The sequence below is a fragment of the Shewanella sp. 30m-14 genome (assembly GCF_052977125.1).
In genome coordinates this window covers 1-18,430 of sequence record NZ_JBRILW010000010.1, presented here as the reverse complement: position 1 = coordinate 18,430, position 18,430 = coordinate 1, and the positions used below count along the sequence as shown (strand labels likewise).

Sequence of the window (18,430 nt, the reverse complement as noted above, 5' to 3'; positions counted from 1 at the left end):
CGCTATGTTTAAAAGAGGTATTTAACTTCATTACAGTGCTCCTGTCGCTGACTGTTGCCATGCGTTGAAGTGGGTATCGCAGTGCCATTCTGGCTCTGTTAAATCAATGGGGTTTTCACCTTGTTTATGGACATCATCGCTGCGCAGGACTTTTTGAATTAACGCCGCGCGTTCTGTTGCGACGTCAATTTGCGCTACTTTGTCTTGTTCACGATCAAAATAGCGGCGGCCGTTAATCCAGGTCGAATCCACCTTGGCATAGACTGATAGTGGCGGGTTATCCCATAGCACAACATCGGCTTGTTTATCTTCAACCAATGAACCGACCTGCGCGTCGATACCAAGCTGAATAGCTGGGTTGATGGTGATCATCTTCCAGGCATCTTCTGCTGACATACCGCAATACATCATCGACTTTGCCGCTTCTTGGTTAAGTCTGCGCTGCATCTCATAGTCATCGGAGTTGATGCTGGTGAGTACGCCTTTGTCTTGCATTAAGCAGGTATTTTGTGGAATAGCATCATAGACTTCAAATTTGTACGCCCACCAATCAGAGAAGGTAGAAGCATGAGCACCATGTTTAGCCATCTCTTCGGCAACTTTGTAACCTTCAAGAATATGGGTAAAGGTGCTGACCTTAAAGTTATACGCTTCAGCAAGACGCAGGAACATTAATATTTCAGATTGCACATAAGAATGAATATGGATATTACGAGTTTGCTCAAGTACTTCAGCAATGGCCTCTAAGCGGTAGTTATATTGCGGTGCAACGGTACGTCTACGCTCGCTTGAACGCATCTTGTTATAATCCGTTTGTGCTTTGCGGTAGGCAAGGGCTTCATTGAAGGCTTCACTAAACAGCGATTTTACCCCGATACGGCTTTGAGGGAATCGGCGGGTGAAAGCATCACCCCAATTACTCTGTTTTACGTTTTCACCTAAGGCAAATTTAATACTTGCTGGTGCACCTTCAAATTTAAGCTGCTGGGCATTATCACCCCACTTAAGCTGAATGATCTGTGCTTGGCCGCCAATGGGGTTAGCGCTGCCGTGTAGGAGCTGCACTGTGGTAACACCGCCAGCAAGGCCTCGGTAAATAGCAATATCGTCTGGATTGATCACATCGCCAATACGTACCTCAGAGGTTATCGCATCGGTACCCTCATTCGTGCCGCCATTAAGGGCAATATGAGAATGTTCATCGATAATACCAGCAGTAAGGTGTTTCCCTGTGGCATCAATAGTGGTGTAGCCAGAAGGTGTTTTAAGATTTTGACCTATCTCTTCAATTTTTCCCCGAGAAATAATCAAATCATTATTGACTAACACGCCACTCTCATCAGATGTCCAGATGGTGGCATTCTTAATATGCACTTTATCAAGTGCGGGTTGCTCATTTAAGCCATACGCCACATTGGGGGAGGTTTGTTTGGATATAAGCTTTACGTTGTCTTTATTACCATTGTCACTATTGTCTGTGGTGGCCATGGGCTCAAGCTTTATTCCGCCAAAGGGGATAGCTTGGTTATTGCCATCGAGTAACCGGCCTCTTAATCCTTGGTTATCTAACCATAGCGTAAAGCGACTCACACCTTCTATGCCGGCCTTGGAAAGATCAGCGCTAAAGCTTAGGCGACCTAACTGATAGTCCAGATTGGCAAGGTTTATATCGTTTTCACCACTTGAGAGAGTACCACTTAGCGATGGGAATTGACTGATATTAAGGTCAAAGGTTAATTCGTCTATCTGTATTTGATAGGCATGATCGAGTAGTGCTCGGTCTCGATTGATGACTTGCTGCTCTTCACCTTGTAACCAAATACTGACAATTTTACCGTCATCAAAAATATTACCATCGGTGATCACCAAATCAGCCATAAAGCCAGGCTCTAGCTTACCGGCTAAGTGATCAATTCCCGAAATTTCAGCGGCGTCAGTGGTCAGCGCTGCCAGTGCAGCTTCTTCAGATAAACCTCTCGTCAGTGCGAGTTTAAGCCTTGGCCAAAATTTATCGGATTCTATTCCATATTGAGTTAATGCAAAGGGGATTTCTGCATTTGCCACCATAGCGAGATTACTCGGGGCACGTTCCCAGTGTCTTAAAGAGGCAAGACTTACCTCTCGCTCACTGTCACCGTCGGTTATTTTTGGAGCTGCTGGGTAATTTAAGGGTAAAACGAGACTAAAGGGGTAGGACTTTAATTCAGAAAGCCTTGCATATTCACTGCCGTTACCAATTAAGCTTCCGCTAAAGTTATGTTCGTTTAATAATCGAGCTGCACGTAATTGGTTATTGAGGTTTTTAGTCTCAAAGATAAAGTGTTGTTTTTTTGGGTCACCTAAGCGTTCTAAGGCAATATTAAATTCTACCTCGTTACTAGAGGCGGTTTTATTCTTATTTTCGTTATACCATTTAGCGTCAGAGAAGGTTTGTCTTATTAATGCCAGACTACCCATTAAGGATTGTGGGTAATCTTGAACAGATGAACCTTTGTTAAAGGCCATAAACTGACTTGTCTGTGCATTATAAATAACATCGTTAGCTTTTTTATCAGCTAATGATATTGTCACGCCTTGTCCTCTAAAGATCCCATCTAAATAACTAGACTGAACACTGGTGAAGCCGTTATCAATCCATTTTTTTGCTTGGTCTTTATCTGGGTAGACATAATTAAACCATTGCATTTGGGCATGTATTGCGCCATTACTCGCATTGCCGCCAATTCGCTTTATTTCATATACAGGCCCCGATTTATCTTGGGCTTCTCTTTCATACTCAATGGCATATTCAGTAAAGGGATCGATAAAGCCTGAATATATTGTATGTCCCGTTAAATCAATAACAAAAGCATCTTCAGGAATATCGTTGTTTTTGATAACAGCCTTAATTTTGTTATTTTCAATCAATAAGGTGGCATTCTTTAACGATTTACCAGGGGCAAGCATCAGTTCTGCATGAGTTAATGCTGTAAGTCTTGGGGTGTTATCAGTGAGTTGCTCATTAGCAAACGCAGCGTGACTGCATAACAAGCTAAGTAAAGCGATTGGGGTTGTGATGATATGTTTACGCATTATTCTACTTATTATTGTTAGATAAACAGGAAATAGGTGAGGGTATCCTAACTTATTAACAATGACTAAGCAGCAATTGTAACGACCAATGTAATATTATTAACGTAAAAACAAAAAAGCCCTGCATATAGCAGGGCTTTAGTCGGTAGACTTGAAATTAGATCAAGAAGTCTTCCATAGTACGGCCGTTTTCAAGTTGATTCTTAAATACGGTAGGCATGCGACCTTGGCCAGTCCATTGAACCATCTCGCCATCAACTTCAATTTGATATTTAGCTGGGCGAGGAGCACGCTTCTTAGGAGCGGCTTTCACTGCTGCTCCACCAATATCATCAACAGATAATCCGATAGCTTCCATTTGCTTACGGATCTCTTCGATTTTGGCATTACGCTCAGCCATTGCTTCTTGCTCTTCAGCTTGTTGAGAAGCTTTCTCTTCAATAATTTTTTCTAACTTTACTGACAGCTCTTTTAAATCATTCAGTGATAATTCTTTAACTGCTGCTTTAAAACGACGACCATGGGTCAATATTTCAAGAAAATCGCTCATAATTATTCGGGTCCAATTAAGAATGAAATGGGGAATTAGATTATTGAGTTAAATAATAGAAACTATTTAGCTTCGGAGCAAATATTATTTTTGAATTATTTATATCGAATATGGTTAATATGAATAATGAGACTAATATTGCGAGTTAATAAATGTTTTTATGCTGATTAATACAAGCAAATGTTATCTAGTGTCAACTAGAGTGAACAGGTGTTTGAAACTCGGTTGACGTTAACGTTAACAGCACGTAAAGTGAGCCTAATTTCAGTAATCTTTGCTGGGCATATATTGCTGCTAGGTTACTTAATTCCGATCATTAAAAGAGACGTAAGAAGGAAGCCCTATGAAAGTATTGGTGCCAGTTAAACGTGTCGTCGATGCCAATGTAAAAGTCAGGGTTAACGCTGACAATACTGGTGTTGATACCGCAAACCTAAAAATGGCCATTAACCCTTTTTGTGAGATTGCCGTTGAAGAAGCCGTTCGTTTAAAGGAAGCCGGAAGCGCCTCTGAAATTGTCGTATTAAGTGTTGGCCCTAAAGCATCGCAAGAGCAGTTAAGAACCGCACTTGCATTGGGCGCCGATCGTGCAATCCATATTGAAACCGATGAAGACTTGGTTCCGTTATCAATCGCTAAGCTTATTCATGCCGTGCAGCAAAAAGAGCAAGCACAGCTGGTTATTCTTGGTAAGCAATCGATTGACGGTGATAACAACCAAACAGGTCAGATGCTTGCCGCTATCGCTAAAATGCCGCAAGCAACGTTTGCCTCAGAAGTGAAACTTGATGGCGATAAGCTCGTTGTGACGCGTGAAATTGATGGTGGTCTACAGACCGTTAACGTTTCATTGCCAGCAGTGGTTACCGCTGACCTTCGTCTGAATGAGCCGCGTTATGCCAAGTTACCCAATATTATGAAAGCCAAGCGCAAACCGCTTGAAACTCTGACGCCGGCAGATCTTGACGTCACGCTTAAATCTCATCAGACAATTGTTAAAGTCACACCACCTGCCCAGCGCAGTGGTGGAGTCATGGTTGCGTCTGTCGAGGAGTTGGTTGAAAAGTTAAAGAATGAAGCGAAGGTGATCTAATGGCAATTTTAGTATTAGCAGAACACGATAACGCCAGTCTAAAGCTGGATACCGCTAAAGTCGTTGCCTGTGCTCAGGCAATTGGTGGCGACATCGACGTATTAGTCGTTGGCCATAACTGTGGTGCTGTGGCAAGCGAAGCACAAAAGTTAGCTGGTGTGCGAAATGTCTTGGTTGCAGACTCAGGGTCATACGCCAATCACCTCGCGGACAATGTGTCAGACTTGATGATAAGCATCGCATCTGATTATGAACATGTACTCGCTGCAGCTTCAAGCTTTGGTAAAGATGTGTTGCCGCGCGTTGCTGCGTTACTCGATGTATCTCAGCTTTCTGAAGTGATAGAAGTGGTGAGTTCTGACACCTTTGTTCGTCCAGTTTATGCGGGTAACGCCCTTGCGACGGTACAAAGTTTAGATGACAAGAAAGTCATGACGGTTCGCTCAAGCGCGTTTGACGCGGTTGCTGCAGACGGCAGTGCTGGATTGGTGACACTATCACCAGAGTTTGCTTCGCAGGTAGAGTTTGTGACTCAAAGCCTAACGGAATCTGAGCGTCCAGAGCTTGGCAGTGCATCGGTAGTGGTGTCGGGTGGCCGCGCGCTAGGAAATAGTGAAAACTTCGCTATTTTAGAGCAACTGGCTGATAAGTTAGGTGGCGCGCTTGGCGCATCTCGTGCGGCAGTTGATGCAGGCTACGTACCAAACGACTTACAAGTAGGCCAAACCGGTAAAATTGTTGCGCCAGATTTATACATTGCTGTGGGTATTTCAGGCGCGATTCAGCACTTGGCTGGCATGAAGGATTCAAAGGTGATTGTTGCTATCAACAAAGATCCAGAAGCTCCGATTTTCCAAGTGGCAGATTATGGTCTTGAAGCCGATCTTTTTGAAGCTGTGCCAAAATTAATCGCACTGCTGTAAATGGAACTTGGTATAACCTATTACTGCTACAGCAAGGTCAATTGTATTTAATAGTTTGGTAAACTGTTAATAGCTGTGAGTTGTACTGGGTATTGTTAGTGATCTGTGTCACGATAAGCGGCTTTAGAGTAGCATCTCTAAAGCCGCTTATGTTTTTATGTCCGTCACGCTTTTTGAGCTAGCCTTAAATTGCGTCCTGAGAAGTAGAGGTGCATTAAATATTAGTATCGATAAGTAGGGTGATACCGCTGATCTATCGAGAAAGGATTTAGTGCCGAAGTGACATAGCATATCGGGGCTAGTTGCTGGGGCTGTAACCAAATAGGTACAGCACTGCCATAGTATTTCTTATCTGGAAGATAAGAATTTTTATATTAATGACGAACCATTAATATGGCTATGGAGCGCTACTGATAGGACAGGTGTAATCAGATATCTACTGCTATATCCCACCAGTTCAGTCGGCCTCCATTCGTATTTAGCGAAGAAATTAAAAATGACAATTATAAGCTATGCCGATTCGGCTTTATCGCTGCTACCTCCGGTAGTGGCCATCGTACTGGCGATGCTCACGCGTCGTGTTTTGCTCTCTTTGGGTTTTGGGATTTTGTTGGGAGCATTACTGCTTACCGATTTTTCTGTAATGCAAACGGGTCAATATTTAAGTACTAAAGTGCTGTCTCTCGTATGGGACGATGGTGCTTTAAATAGTTGGAACCTATATATTTTAGGTTTCTTAGTGGTACTGGGTATGATCACTGCGTTGATCACGGTAAGTGGTTCAGCAAGAGCCTTTGCTGATTGGGCTCGTACTCATATTCGTAATAAGCGCGATGCTAAGCTACTCACCATGTTTTTAGGTTGTGTGGTTTTCATTGACGATTACTTCAACAGTTTAGTTGTTGGTAGTGTCGCACGACCACTCACCGACAGGTATTACATTTCACGTACTAAGTTAGCCTACTTACTTGATTCTACAGCCGCGCCTATTTGCGTTATTTCACCTGTATCAAGTTGGGGGGCTTATATCATCGCCTTGATTGGCGGCATTCTAACCGCACATGGATTTGCCGATACAGGGCATTTGAGCATATTCGTACAGATGATCCCGATGAACTTCTACGCGATCTTTGCATTGTTACTGCTGCTTTGTGTTGCGTTAATGGGATTAGATATTGGCCCAATGCGTCAGCAAGAGCTGAACGCACAAAAAGGCCACTTATACGACGAGTCTAAAGGGTTACCGCCTGGGGCTAACTCTGGTTTACCAGAAGCGGATACGGGTAAGATTATTGGCTTATTCCTGCCAATCACAGTGTTAGTTTTTGCCACTTTCTACTTCATGGTAAGCAGTGGTGGGGATGCATTAGCGGCTAAAGGCATAGAATTTAGTCTAATTGGTGCATTTGAAAATACCGATGTAGGTTCATCGCTATTCTTTGGTGCTTTGCTTGGCTTAGTTGTAACGCTTGCATTAGTCATCTATCAAGGCGTGGCTAAGTCTATGATTGCTAAAGGCCTGTTTGAAGGCGCTAAGTCTATGCTGCCTGCAATCTATATCTTACTGTTTGCTTGGACCATTGCGGGTGTGATTGGACAGATTGAAACCGGTAAGTACATGGCGAGCTTGGCAACGGGTAACATTCCATTTGCGATGCTTCCTGCAGTGCTCTTTATTCTTGCAGGTTTGACTGCATTTTCAACCGGCACCAGCTGGGGTACCTTTGGTATTATGCTGCCAATTGCAGCCGATATGGCGATGGGAAGTCACACTGGCATGATGTTGCCAATGCTATCTTCAGTGCTTGCGGGTGCGGTATTTGGAGACCATTGCTCTCCTATTTCTGATACCACTATTTTGTCGTCAACCGGAGCGAACTGCCACCATATTGACCATGTTATGACGCAATTGCCTTACGCATTAATTGTTGCGGGGATCAGCATTGTGGGTTACTTAGTGCTCGGCTTTACTGAATCGGTTACTGCGGGCTTAATCGCTTGTAGCGTATTGTTTGTGATCAGTATTATTGTGCTACGGATCAAGGCATGTTCACCTGATTCTCAATGTAAGCAATAAAGGTAATAGCCCTTATTGAGATATGCGCAAGCTGCACCTCGATAAATTAGAACCATAAAAAATCCGCTCTAGTTAGAGCGGATTTTTTGTTTTTAGGCTAACCAATTTAGCTGGCAGCGTATGACCTCTGTAGCGCAATAGCGCTTAGTTTAAGCCACGTCGCTCTAGCAATGCATCAGTCGTCGGTTCTTGACCTCTAAAGGCTTTGTAGGCATCCATAGGCGCAACGGTATTACCGACTTCGCGGATAGTCTTTCTAAACTTCATGCCAATTTCACGATTTAAGCCACCTTGTGTTTGCACGTAGGCAAACGCATCAGCAGCTAAAATCTCACTCCACATGTAAGCGTAATAACTTGCAGAGTATCCGCCCGGGAAGGCGTGAGCAAAGTAAGTCGACTTATAGCGTGGCGGCACAGCAGGTAAATCTACGCCGTGCTTCTTAAGCGCTGCCGCTTCAAAGCTGGCCACATCTTGTAGTGGTGCATCCGCGTTAAGTGAGTGCCACTCTAAATCAACCAGCGCAGCAGACATATATTCTAAGGTATCAAAGCCTTGGTTAAAGCTACGAGACTTAAGAAGTTTGCTTAGCAACTCTTCAGGAATGGGCTCACCAGTTTCATAGTGTTTTGCATAGTTGGCTAACACTTTAGGGTGAGCTGCCCAATCTTCTTCAAATGTGGATGGAAATTCAACGAAATCTCGTGATACAGACGTGCCTGAAAGTGTAGGGTAAACCACTTTAGAGAACATGCCGTGAGTACCGTGTCCCATTTCATGGAACATGGTGGTGACTTCATCGTAGCTAACAAAAGTTGGCTCGCCTTTAGGCGCTTTTTTAATATTCATCACGTTAACCACAACAGGCTTTTGGTTAAGTAGCTCTGACTGGGTAACAAATGAGCTCATCCATGCTCCGCCGCGCTTACCTTCACGAGAGAAGTAGTCGGCGTAGAAGATTGCGATACTTGTGCCATCTTCATCAAACATTTCGTAGGCTTTCACATCCTCATGATAAACAGGAAGATCGGGACGCGGAGTTAAGCTCACGCCATAAAGCGCTTTTAAGGTAAAGAACACGCCATCTTCTAGTACTCTGTCAAACTCAAAGTACGGGCGAATGGCACTTTCATCTAAATCGTACTTTTCTTTGCGTACTAATTCTGCGTAGTAAGCCCAATCCCATGGTGCCAACTCAAAATTACCGCCAGTCTTATTGATCATCGCTTGGATGTCTGCCGCTTCTTTTTCGGTATTGTTTACCACTGCAGGCACCATAGAGCCGAACATCTTGTAAACCGCTTCCGGCGTTTTAGCCATCTGTGGTGCTAGGCGATATTCAGCCCAGCTATTAAAGCCTAACAGCGCAGCGCGCTCGGCACGAAGTTGAGCGAGACGGGCAACTAATGAAGCCGTTTCATTTTCCCCTTCAAGGCCACGGTTAGCAGATGCTTGCCAAACTTGCTGGCGTAGCTCTCTATCTTGTAATTGAGTCAGTACTGGCTGGCGCGTGGTATTGGTGATATTTAACTGATATTTTCCAGCATGTCCGCTCGCTTCTGCATCGCTAGCAGCCGCTTTAACGGCGCTATCAGATAAACCTGCAAGTTGCTCTTTTGAGTCAACAACCACTGCAATTTCTTTGGTTAGACGCATTAAACGTTGAGCAAACTCATTGGTTAGCGTTGATTGCTCTTCGTTCAGCACTCTGATCTGCTGTTTTTGGGTTTCTGTTAGCTTGGCGCCTGCGCGCACAAAGCGCTTATAGTAAACCTCAACTAAACGATTTTCTTCGGCTGATAATCCTAAGCTTTCGCGCTGGTTATAGAGTGTTTCGATGCGAGCGAATAATGCTGGATTCAAATTGATGTTATCTGAGTGAGCGGCCATCTTGGGCGCCATTTCACCCTGCACTTTACGTAGTGTTGGGTTGCTGTCTGTACCGGCTAAGTTGTAGAACACCTTTGATGTACGGGTCAGTAGCTCACCACTTTTTTCAAGCGCTATGATGGTATTTTCAAACGTCGCAGCGTCAGAGTTGTTAGCAATGGCTAACACTTCTTGATAATGGTCTTTGATCCCAAGTTCTAATGCTGGCTGAAAGTGCTCATCATTGATCTTGCTAAAGTCAGGGGTTTCATACTGAAGCTGACTTGCTTGTAGAAATGGATTTTGAGTTTGCACCATCGGCGCAGAGCTATTTTGAGTTGATGTGGTCGAGCAAGCGCTCAAGGCTAAGGTTGCGGTAATAGCCGCTGCAATGAGTGTCTTATGCATAGATTTGTACTTCCTTTATTATAATTGTGCTTCTAATCTAATATTTGCGTATTAAACGTGTCTTAATTTGAGTGATTTTGTGCTTCAGTGCAGGATTTTGTGTGAGTTTTGTTGTGTTTGTCACATATTGGAACAGTGAGTGATTCGTTGCCTGTAGCGGCTTTTTACATCGTTTAAATGTAATAAGTAGTGAAAACAAACTGTTTAAAGCGAAATGTAAGTATTAGCCGCTAAAGTTGCTTAAAAGTAGAGCGCTTTATCGGGGAGCGTTAAGGCTTATTTTATTCGCGACACGACTCACTGAATCAATATTGTTAAGATGATTTTTTATCGAAAATAGTGATAAACTAGCGGCGAATTCACCTTTAAGGATCTTAGTTTGGCGCAGCTCTATTTCTATTACTCAGCGATGAATGCGGGTAAATCAACTTCGTTATTGCAGTCTTCTTATAATTACCGTGAACGCGGAATGCATACCTTAGTGATGACAGCGTCAATTGACGATCGATATGGTGTCGGTAAAGTTGCATCGCGAATTGGTATTGAAACGGACGCTCAGGTTTTTGGTAGTAATGACAACCTGAGTGACATGATACGCACTAGTCATGAAGCGCAGACTTTACACTGCATCTTGATTGATGAGTCACAATTCTTAAGCAAAGAGCAGGTTAAGCAATTAACCTACGTGGTCGACATACTCGATATTCCCGTGCTGTGTTATGGCCTTAAAACAGATTTCCAAGGCGAGTTGTTTAGCGGCAGTCAGTATTTACTCGCCTGGGCAGACAAGCTTGTAGAACTTAAAACCATTTGTCACTGCGGCCGTAAAGCCAATATGGTGGTGCGCCTAGATGGCAATGGCAAACCCATGCGTGAAGGTGAGCAGGTTGCTATTGGTGGTAATGAGAGTTATGAGTCTGTTTGTCGTAAGCACTTTAGAGAGTTTCTCTGGGACTAACTCGTCCTGCTTTTAGACAATAAAAAAGGCTGACGCTGTTAAAGTGTTGGCTTTTTTTATGAGTAAAACCTACACAAGGTTAGTCCTTACCAACCCCTGGACCTCGCCGTAACGCGTTTTATATTTTATAAAATACTCATTCTGTATCTACTTTGTAAATAGTGATTTAAGCCGCTGTAATTTTAGCTTTTATTCTGCATAATGCGTCTCTTTTTTATTGCCAAGTCTGTGGTTGTACAAGGATTTTAATGCAGCATAACCAAATAGTTGCCAAGCACATTGCCAAGTTACGCAGTGATGTTGATGCCGCTATCTCTCAAGATGATCTGCTCGAGGTCATCACTCAAGTTAAACAGCATCCTGGACCGTTGGATTACCGCGATAAGATAACGCACTCTGTTAAGTGGTTACTAGTTAGCGCTTGTGTCTTGTGTATCGTCTTGATATTTATGCGCCTCTGGTATGAACAAGTTGAGCCCGTAGCCAAGTTAGTGATTGATGACTCTTGCTATTGGCTTCCTGTCGCGCTGAGTACATTATTAGCCAGTTTTTGCCACGAGCGCGGCTGGCTGCCTGTCCCTATGGTAGTTAACTTTACACTGCTGGTGGCAGCAATGGCTCTGGTGACAATATATGTACCTGAATGGCCGAAAATCTATTGGGCTGTGATCTATGGTTTTGGCTATGTGATTAGCGTGGGGGAAGTTGATGACCATCAGTTTTCGCTGTGGTTTATACTGGTAATCGCCAGTTCACTCACTTGGGTATGGTTAGATTATCGCGCCAATTGGCGTAAACACCTTTCAGATAAAATATTCCTGTGTGATGCGTTATTTAATAATGGCTTAACACAAACTAAGCCAGCACCTGAAGACAAACTAGACGCACTTGAAAAGCAGTTTGCAGAGTTTCGTCGCGGCAGTGGCACGCGTGACATTCAGCAGATGTTTGCAGGGCAATATCAAGGCGAGCAGCACAGCTTTAACTATAAGCTTTATCACTTTCAGTACACCGTTAAACGCACTAAAACCTGCTCAGATGGCAATGGTGGCTATAAAACCAAAACCGTGCATGAAGATCGCGACCGCTACGGCATCTTGCTCGACTTTCCCTTTGCTAAAGGCTTATGCATGGATGCTGAGGATGAGGTAAAACTTAAAGGCTCAGTGTATCAGGACAAGTATCAAACGGAATCGAATGCATTTAATGATATATACCGGGTGCAGGCCTGCGGTGCGTTAACAGCGGCACGTTTTTTAACCCCAGCGATGATACAAGCATTACTCAAACTCAATCGTAATTTCATCTCGCCTATGGTGGAGATATCAACTGATGGCCGTTTGTGTATAGCCTCTACCAGTAAGCTGATTATTGAAAAACGTAAACACTCATTGGAAACGCCAGATGAATTTTATAAGGAGATTGCCGGACATACCGAACTAAAGCGGGTGCAAAAGCTACTCGAAGCGATCCATGAACTCATGCGTCTGTCTGATAACAATTTTGTAAGTGATACCAGTTTTGTAAGTGATATTAGTGTTGCTAGCAATAGCAATGCAAACGCCACACAAGCTGCACATGCAACTGCAGTAAAAGATACGGAGTTCAACGTTCATGCTGGCTTATAACGCTCAAGTGACTCGCAATATTGCTGCGATCCGCACCGATGTTGAAACAGCAAAAAGCCAAGAGGACTTGATTGCATTAGTGCATGGAGTCGAGCATCACCAAGGCCCGTTAGATTACCAAGATAACTGGTATCGTTTTTTCTGCGCGATTTCGCTATTTTTTGCCTTGCTCCCCGTGGCTTTCGAGCTGGGATTAGTGGTTCCTGATTTTGTGATGCACATTCTTAGAAGCGCATTGAGCTACAGTGTGATCTGGTATCCGATGTTGGGGCTGGCATCATTAACCCGCTTCTTTGAAGACAAGGGGAAGCGCTTACCTATCCCAGGTCCACAATGGGGACGGATGCTATTGATGGCTGCAGTGGGCGCGGCGCTGAATTTGTTGCCGCAATGGCCGCATTGGTATTGGAATATGTATTTCGAAACCTTAGCCTCATTTTTAGGTTTCTGGTATCCGAGCTCAGGTTTTGCAGCACATAATGGCGTCGTTGGCGTAATTATGCTGCTGTGGCTTAGAGGCCGCATGAAGTGGCGCAATAAACTGTCAGATACCATTTTTTTAAAAGATGCATTGTTTAATAATAACTTACAAGCCGTCCCATTTGAGGGCAAAAAGCTGGCTAAAGAGTTGCAAGCCAGCTTTAAAGAGTTTAAACGCGGTAATGATTTACGAGAAATTCAAAGCTTATACAAGAGTACTTATCAAGGTGATATTCATCAATTCGATTATCAGCTTTATCGTTTTCACTACATTATAAAACGCACTGAAACGACTACCGACGCTAATGGTAAAAGCACCACTCGCACGGTGAGAGACAGCTATTATCGCCATGGTGTGTTATTAGATTTTCCTTTTGCTCAGGATATGAGTATTAGCAACGACTTTGGCATTAAAGGCCGAGGAGAACGCTATAAAAGTGCTTCTAATGTGTTTAATCACCAATATCGAGTCCATGCTAAAGAGCTGATGAGCGCAGCACGATTGCTGTCGCCTGCGGTTGAGGAAAAGCTCACTGTATTTGCTAAACAGTTGAAAAAGCCAGTACTAGAGTTTGGCCAACAAGGAAGGCTGTGTTTAGCGGTGAGTGATGACCTGTTAGCGATTAAGCGGGTACACGGTTTAGATAACCCCAAAGCGTTCGCAGAAGAGTTAGCAGGCCATACCGAGTTAAAACAAATGAACCAAATGCTCGAATTAGTCCACGAAATGATGCGCTTTAGCGACAATAACTTTAAGGCCAGCGCGTAGTTCATTTTGAAATGATAAAAGACTGAAGGCTAAAGAGAAGTGAGTCAGGAAACGCATTTGAAATCTCATTTTTTAAAAGCAAGCTTTGAAAGCTAATTAAAATAAAGAATCAGCAAGTTAATCAAAATATAGAAAAGGAAAACCTAAATGGATATCTCAGTTATCGGGTTAGTGATTGTAGCTGTGGTCATTGTTGCCATCATCATGGTGTATAACGGCATTATTGGTAAACATAATGCGGTAGATCGCGCATGGGCGTCGGTACTGACTCAAGAGCGCCAGAAGAATAAAATCATTCCTATGGTAGAGCAGTTAGTTGAGCAGTATAAACTGCATGAATCTGAGGTGTTAATTCAGGTGACACAGCTGCGTAGTGCGATTGCAGATATGAGTGCCGGCGTAGATACCGCAAAGCTAGCCGCAGCGGAGCAGCGCACTAATGAGTTGATGCAAGGCCTTAAAGTGACGGTAGAGGCTTATCCAGAGCTAAAAGCCTCTGATGTGTACATGAAGCTGATGGCTGAAATAAGTGAGCAACAAGAGCAGATTGGCGCAGCAATTCGCATTTTCAATGCCAACGTAGAAGACTTTAACAATGCGATTGAGATGTTCCCAGGCTCATTAATCAACAGCACCATGTTGCGTAAGCAAAAAATCGCTAGCTTTAGTGATAGCGAAGCACAAGCAGGGTTTGAGTATCAACCTAACCTTTAACCCGTTGGGCTGGGTTTTAGCCCTAGGTAGGGTATCAGGCTGCGCCTGAACTTAAGCAATCAAGCTGCGCTTGATAAACGTCGTGGGATTCCATCCCACACCTGGGCAAGGAGGACTGCTCGTCCTTATCCTCCTTGCATCCACCATGACGCCCCGACGGAGTTGTTGACCCTCACTCATCTTCGAAAATCTCTATCGCCTCATATTCGCCGTCCATGGCTCACCTAAGGCTATTTCGGCATCCATGCCTCAATCACGAGATTGTTCTTCAATGACCTCGGCAACTCCGATGGGGAATTGGTGTTATCTGCACGTTCAGTAGCTAAGTTTTGCCCCAAAGTTAGCTAGCCTTCGAATGAAGGCTGATTACATTTTTTGGGAAGTTGCTACGGGGGAGCGAGTTCTCAATTGTCGCTTCACCGTTACCAATCGCCTGCAGCGGGCGCATGTGCAGATACTGCCGTGACACGCAACAAGTCCATCCTTGGAAGCTCGGCCATGACGTCCATGTCATGGACGGTCACGGCTGTATCTACACCGGATAGTTGGTGCCTTCATTTGGGCCGTGCAGGTTTGATTGCTAGCTTGGAAATGCCCCAAAGCTCGTTAGCCTTCGAATGAAGACTGATTACATTTTTTGTCTGAGCTGTGGCTACAGGGCTGCTAATTTAAAATTGTCGCTTTAGAGTTATTAATCGCCTGCAGCGAGCGGATGTGCAGACACTGCCGTGACACGCTGCAAGTCCATCCTTGGAAGCTCGGCCATGACATCCCTGTCATGGACGGTCACGGCCGTATCTACACCGGATAATTGGTGCCTTCATTTGGGCCGTGCAGGTTTGACTGCTAGCTTGGAAATGCCCCAAAGTCATTTTCACGAATTAAAATGGTAAATGGCACAAGTAAAGCTTTGTCCATAGAAAAGCTAATGTGAAAGGTTTTGCGTACATCATAAGTTATGCCTGTCCTTTTTTCTTTAAGCTCAATTCTTGCGATTCTACCTTCCTAGAACAACCCCAAATAACTGTAATCCTATACAGGTATAATTAGCTTGATGAATCAGACAGATTTATCAACGCTAGAAAGTGAAATAATTGCATCGATAAATTTTTAACAACTGAAATAGCAATTTCTTATCATACAGTTAGATTTCCGCTTTAATCTTACAAGAAACCCGATAAATGTTCTGCATTACTTTACGGGGGCAGTACATTCAACCATCTTGTTGGCATCAGTAGGTTAACCTATTTACATCAATAGTTTACATTGCTAGCTTTGACACTCTTTTAATAAATCGCAGGGATTTATCCGAGACGCTGGATAATAAGACGTTAGCCTTCAAGGAGAGAAAGTGGAAGAATTAAAAGGCAAGGTTATTAGAGGTAGAAAAGTTCATTTCGCTCATCGTCGGTTTTATTCAATAGCAAAGTATGCCAGAGATAACATTCGCAATAATCCGGACTTAGCAATTGTCTGTTTGACGTATTCATTTAGCACTATCGAATCATTTATCAATGAGTCTTTATGCTCCCGAGAACTATTTTGCAGCGGTAGGTTATCTGATAGAGAGAGGCGAATGTATGACGATTTAAAAAGGCTCGTAACTGGGCGAGATGCTTATAAAGTTTCGATTTCACAAAAATATAAAAAAGCTAAGGGTATCTTTTCACGCCAGAAGTTCCGTCCTAACTCTCACCCAGACCGAGATTTTGAAGTCCTAAGGAAGCTGAGAAATGCAGTCATACATCGTGCTCCAGAAGTAATTATATCTGAGCGAGTGATAGGCGAAAATGGAGTTACGATTAACGTAGAGTATCCCCGGCCTAAGACACAAATAAATTATTTAGTCAGTATAGGTGTACTAGAAACATTCGATGAGGCAGATAGTTGGCTTTATAGCATTGAAACTACGAAGTTCTGTGAGTGGTGTTGTCGTGTCGCGTTGAACGTAACAAACTTTTTTCTTAATTCATTAGAAAACGGCGTATATAAAGACAAAATCATCGAACAAATGTCCTTGGAAATTGAAGGCTAACGAGAAATTTAAGAGTGATTCACAACGCTTGGCGCTTTCACTTCATGTCTGTTTTAGTGTTTATCGCACAGTGGTTTAGGTAAGGTGTTAGCGTTGTTAACACCTTAGTTTGGCGTTATTTAAATGGTGAAAATGGAGAATTATGATGAATGAAGAAACAAATCAATATCTACAACAATTAGTATCTCTAAATGAGGGAATTCTTGAAGCTTTATTTGAAATTAAGTCTGACATCGCAGAGATTAAAGAAGAGCTTAACTGGACTAAAGAGCACTCACACAGCAAAATGCACCTAGATAAATTGGAAGAAATGGATTCTAAGCTATTTGATATTTCACTAAATTTACCCGGGTAATTTATATAACAAGAGACTATGGCGTCAATAGCTATATTTGAGTTTTTGGCGCTTCCCACATTACACCATCTCTTAGCATTGAGTTTAACGTTACAACCATCTTTCGGATGCACGCAATTATCGCTACTTTCTTTGGCTTCCCTGCTGCCACTAATTGCTGATAAGTTTCTTTAAAAACTGGATTAGACTGAATTGCAGACATTTAAGCGGGGCGTTACTGTGTATGGCCTTGCCATACCTTCCCTAATGAGACTTATCACTTTAAGAGCTTTGACTCTAACCAATTTATGTCCAAAAACGAGCTAGAGCTTTAGCCGTAACTCTAAACATTAAAGATTATGCTGTTCCAACTCGGTGTAGATACAGCTGAGACCGTCGAAAACATGGATGTTTTCGTTGAGCTCACATGGACGTGCTTGCAGCGAGTCTCAGAAGTGTCTGCACATGCGCTGGCCGCAGGCCATTGGAACCACTTTTGTTGGATGCCACTCTTAACCAAAATATATCGAGTCTTTTGGGGCTTTGTAATCAAACGAAGTTTGATATCGCTGTAAGGGCTAGTCGAGTTGCAAGCTCCAACTGACTTTTGTCCAGAAATGAGTTCGGATTTATAATGGGTGGCTTGTTAGTCAAATCGAAACACCAGACATCAATGCGCATCAATGCACTGTGCGAGGTTCCGTGGAATTTTGCTTTAACGCTTCTAGCGCTTTCTGATGTCCCTGCGCCGCTGCACTTTGATACCACATGTCTGCAATATGTAGATTCAGTGGTTCACTCTTATCCGATTCATATATGGTGCCCAATACATACTGTGATTCAGCATTTCCTTGCTTGGCTGCAGCCGTGTACCATGTTATTGCTTCAGGCATGTTTTTGACCACTCCATCGCCCAGTTCAAACATCACCCCAAGGCTATGCTGCGCATCGGGTAGCCCTTGTTCTGCCGCTTTCAAATACCACCTTATGGCTGTCGCATTGTTAACTGTCGTACCTTCCCCGAGCTCGTACATTGAGCCTAAGTAAAACTGGGCTTTTGCATACCCCTCATTAGCCGCCTTCTGATACCAAACAAAAGCGTTTGCTTTGTTTTCTGCAACTCCTTGCGCAAAATCATAGGCAGAACCAACATAAAATTGGGCTGCAACATGGCCTTGCTCTGCGGCTTTCAGATACCAAATAAACGCTTGCTGTTTGTTTTCCTCAATTCCTATCCCGAAAGAAAGCATTCTAGCCAAATCATACTGTGCTTCATCAAGGCCCTTATCTGCGGCTTTTCTAATCCAATAGATTGCTTCCGGATAATCTTCCTTGGTTGAATGAAAGATCATGCCGATAGCATAAAGTGCATCGACATGATTTTGCTCTGCGGCCAGGTAATACCAATCCAGTGCTTCTTGTCTGTTCTGCGGTACATCAATCCCATAATCATATATGGTCCCGAGTGTATATTGCGCGTCTGCAACGCCTTGCTCAGCCGCTTTGCGATACCATTTAAT

13 protein-coding genes, 1 pseudogene and 1 riboswitch are annotated in these 18,430 nt (G+C 43.4%); of the genes and pseudogenes, 9 read left to right on the top strand and 5 right to left on the bottom strand.

Annotated elements, in window-relative coordinates; all coding sequences use genetic code 11:
* Window positions 1-30: 30 nt before the first annotated feature.
* Both ACVBIU_RS09265 and ACVBIU_RS09260 read right to left on the bottom strand, forming a co-directional pair.
* Window positions 31-3,072: an amidohydrolase family protein gene (locus ACVBIU_RS09265; protein WP_447163605.1), complete on the bottom strand. Its 3,042-nt coding sequence runs from the start codon at window positions 3,070-3,072 to the stop codon at window positions 31-33.
* Window positions 3,073-3,229: 157 nt separating this feature from the next.
* A complete protein-coding gene (locus tag ACVBIU_RS09260; protein WP_447160566.1) occupies window positions 3,230-3,622 on the bottom strand; it encodes an H-NS histone family protein in 393 nt (130 codons plus the stop codon).
* Between the two features lie 343 nt (window positions 3,623-3,965).
* Between ACVBIU_RS09260 and ACVBIU_RS09255 the strand changes: the two genes are divergently transcribed.
* The 3 genes from ACVBIU_RS09255 (at window position 3,966) to ACVBIU_RS09245 (ending at window position 7,715) form a co-directional block, all read left to right on the top strand.
* The gene (locus ACVBIU_RS09255; protein ID WP_447160565.1) at window positions 3,966-4,715 is read left to right on the top strand and encodes an electron transfer flavoprotein subunit beta/FixA family protein; all 750 of its coding nucleotides are present in this window, start codon (window positions 3,966-3,968) and stop codon (window positions 4,713-4,715) included.
* Window positions 4,715-5,638 carry an electron transfer flavoprotein subunit alpha/FixB family protein gene (locus ACVBIU_RS09250; RefSeq protein WP_447163604.1) on the top strand — a complete coding sequence of 308 codons (924 nt, stop codon included), beginning with the start codon at window positions 4,715-4,717 and terminating at the stop codon, window positions 5,636-5,638. Before ACVBIU_RS09255 ends, ACVBIU_RS09250 begins: the two co-directional genes overlap by 1 nt.
* Window positions 5,639-5,834: 196 nt before the next feature.
* A riboswitch (Lysine riboswitch) is annotated at window positions 5,835-6,056 on the top strand.
* Between the two features lie 78 nt (window positions 6,057-6,134).
* Window positions 6,135-7,715 (top strand): Na+/H+ antiporter NhaC family protein, encoded by a 1,581-nt coding sequence (locus tag ACVBIU_RS09245; RefSeq protein ID WP_447160563.1) that lies wholly within the window; start codon window positions 6,135-6,137, stop codon window positions 7,713-7,715.
* Window positions 7,716-7,859: 144 nt separating this feature from the next.
* Here ACVBIU_RS09245 and ACVBIU_RS09240 read toward each other — a convergent pair whose 3' ends face one another.
* The gene (locus ACVBIU_RS09240) at window positions 7,860-9,992 is read right to left on the bottom strand and encodes a M3 family metallopeptidase (protein ID WP_447160562.1); all 2,133 of its coding nucleotides are present in this window, start codon (window positions 9,990-9,992) and stop codon (window positions 7,860-7,862) included.
* Between the two features lie 379 nt (window positions 9,993-10,371).
* Between ACVBIU_RS09240 and ACVBIU_RS09235 the strand changes: the two genes are divergently transcribed.
* The 6 genes from ACVBIU_RS09235 (at window position 10,372) to ACVBIU_RS09210 (ending at window position 16,931) form a co-directional block, all read left to right on the top strand.
* Window positions 10,372-10,950: a thymidine kinase gene (locus ACVBIU_RS09235; RefSeq protein ID WP_447160561.1), complete on the top strand. Its 579-nt coding sequence runs from the start codon at window positions 10,372-10,374 to the stop codon at window positions 10,948-10,950.
* Window positions 10,951-11,198: 248 nt separating this feature from the next.
* Window positions 11,199-12,578: a DUF3137 domain-containing protein gene (locus ACVBIU_RS09230; protein WP_447163603.1), complete on the top strand. Its 1,380-nt coding sequence runs from the start codon at window positions 11,199-11,201 to the stop codon at window positions 12,576-12,578.
* Window positions 12,565-13,827, top strand: a complete 1,263-nt coding sequence (locus ACVBIU_RS09225) for a DUF3137 domain-containing protein (protein WP_447163602.1) — start codon at window positions 12,565-12,567, stop codon at window positions 13,825-13,827. Before ACVBIU_RS09230 ends, ACVBIU_RS09225 begins: the two co-directional genes overlap by 14 nt.
* Before the next feature lie 147 nt (window positions 13,828-13,974).
* Window positions 13,975-14,541: a LemA family protein gene (locus tag ACVBIU_RS09220; RefSeq protein ID WP_447163601.1), complete on the top strand. Its 567-nt coding sequence runs from the start codon at window positions 13,975-13,977 to the stop codon at window positions 14,539-14,541.
* A 1,351-nt stretch (window positions 14,542-15,892) separates the two neighbouring features.
* Complete coding sequence (locus ACVBIU_RS09215; protein WP_447163600.1) at window positions 15,893-16,576, top strand: hypothetical protein; 684 nt, start codon at window positions 15,893-15,895, stop codon at window positions 16,574-16,576.
* Between the two features lie 142 nt (window positions 16,577-16,718).
* Window positions 16,719-16,931: a hypothetical protein gene (locus ACVBIU_RS09210; RefSeq protein WP_447163599.1), complete on the top strand. Its 213-nt coding sequence runs from the start codon at window positions 16,719-16,721 to the stop codon at window positions 16,929-16,931.
* A 31-nt stretch (window positions 16,932-16,962) separates the two neighbouring features.
* Here the strand turns inward: ACVBIU_RS09210 and ACVBIU_RS09205 are convergent.
* A pseudogene (locus tag ACVBIU_RS09205) lies at window positions 16,963-17,133 on the bottom strand (IS110 family transposase); the annotation flags it as partial.
* A gap of 457 nt (window positions 17,134-17,590) precedes the next feature.
* Window positions 17,591-18,430, bottom strand: an 840-nt coding sequence (locus ACVBIU_RS09200; RefSeq protein WP_447163598.1) for an SEL1-like repeat protein, incomplete at its 5' end; no start/stop codon positions are given.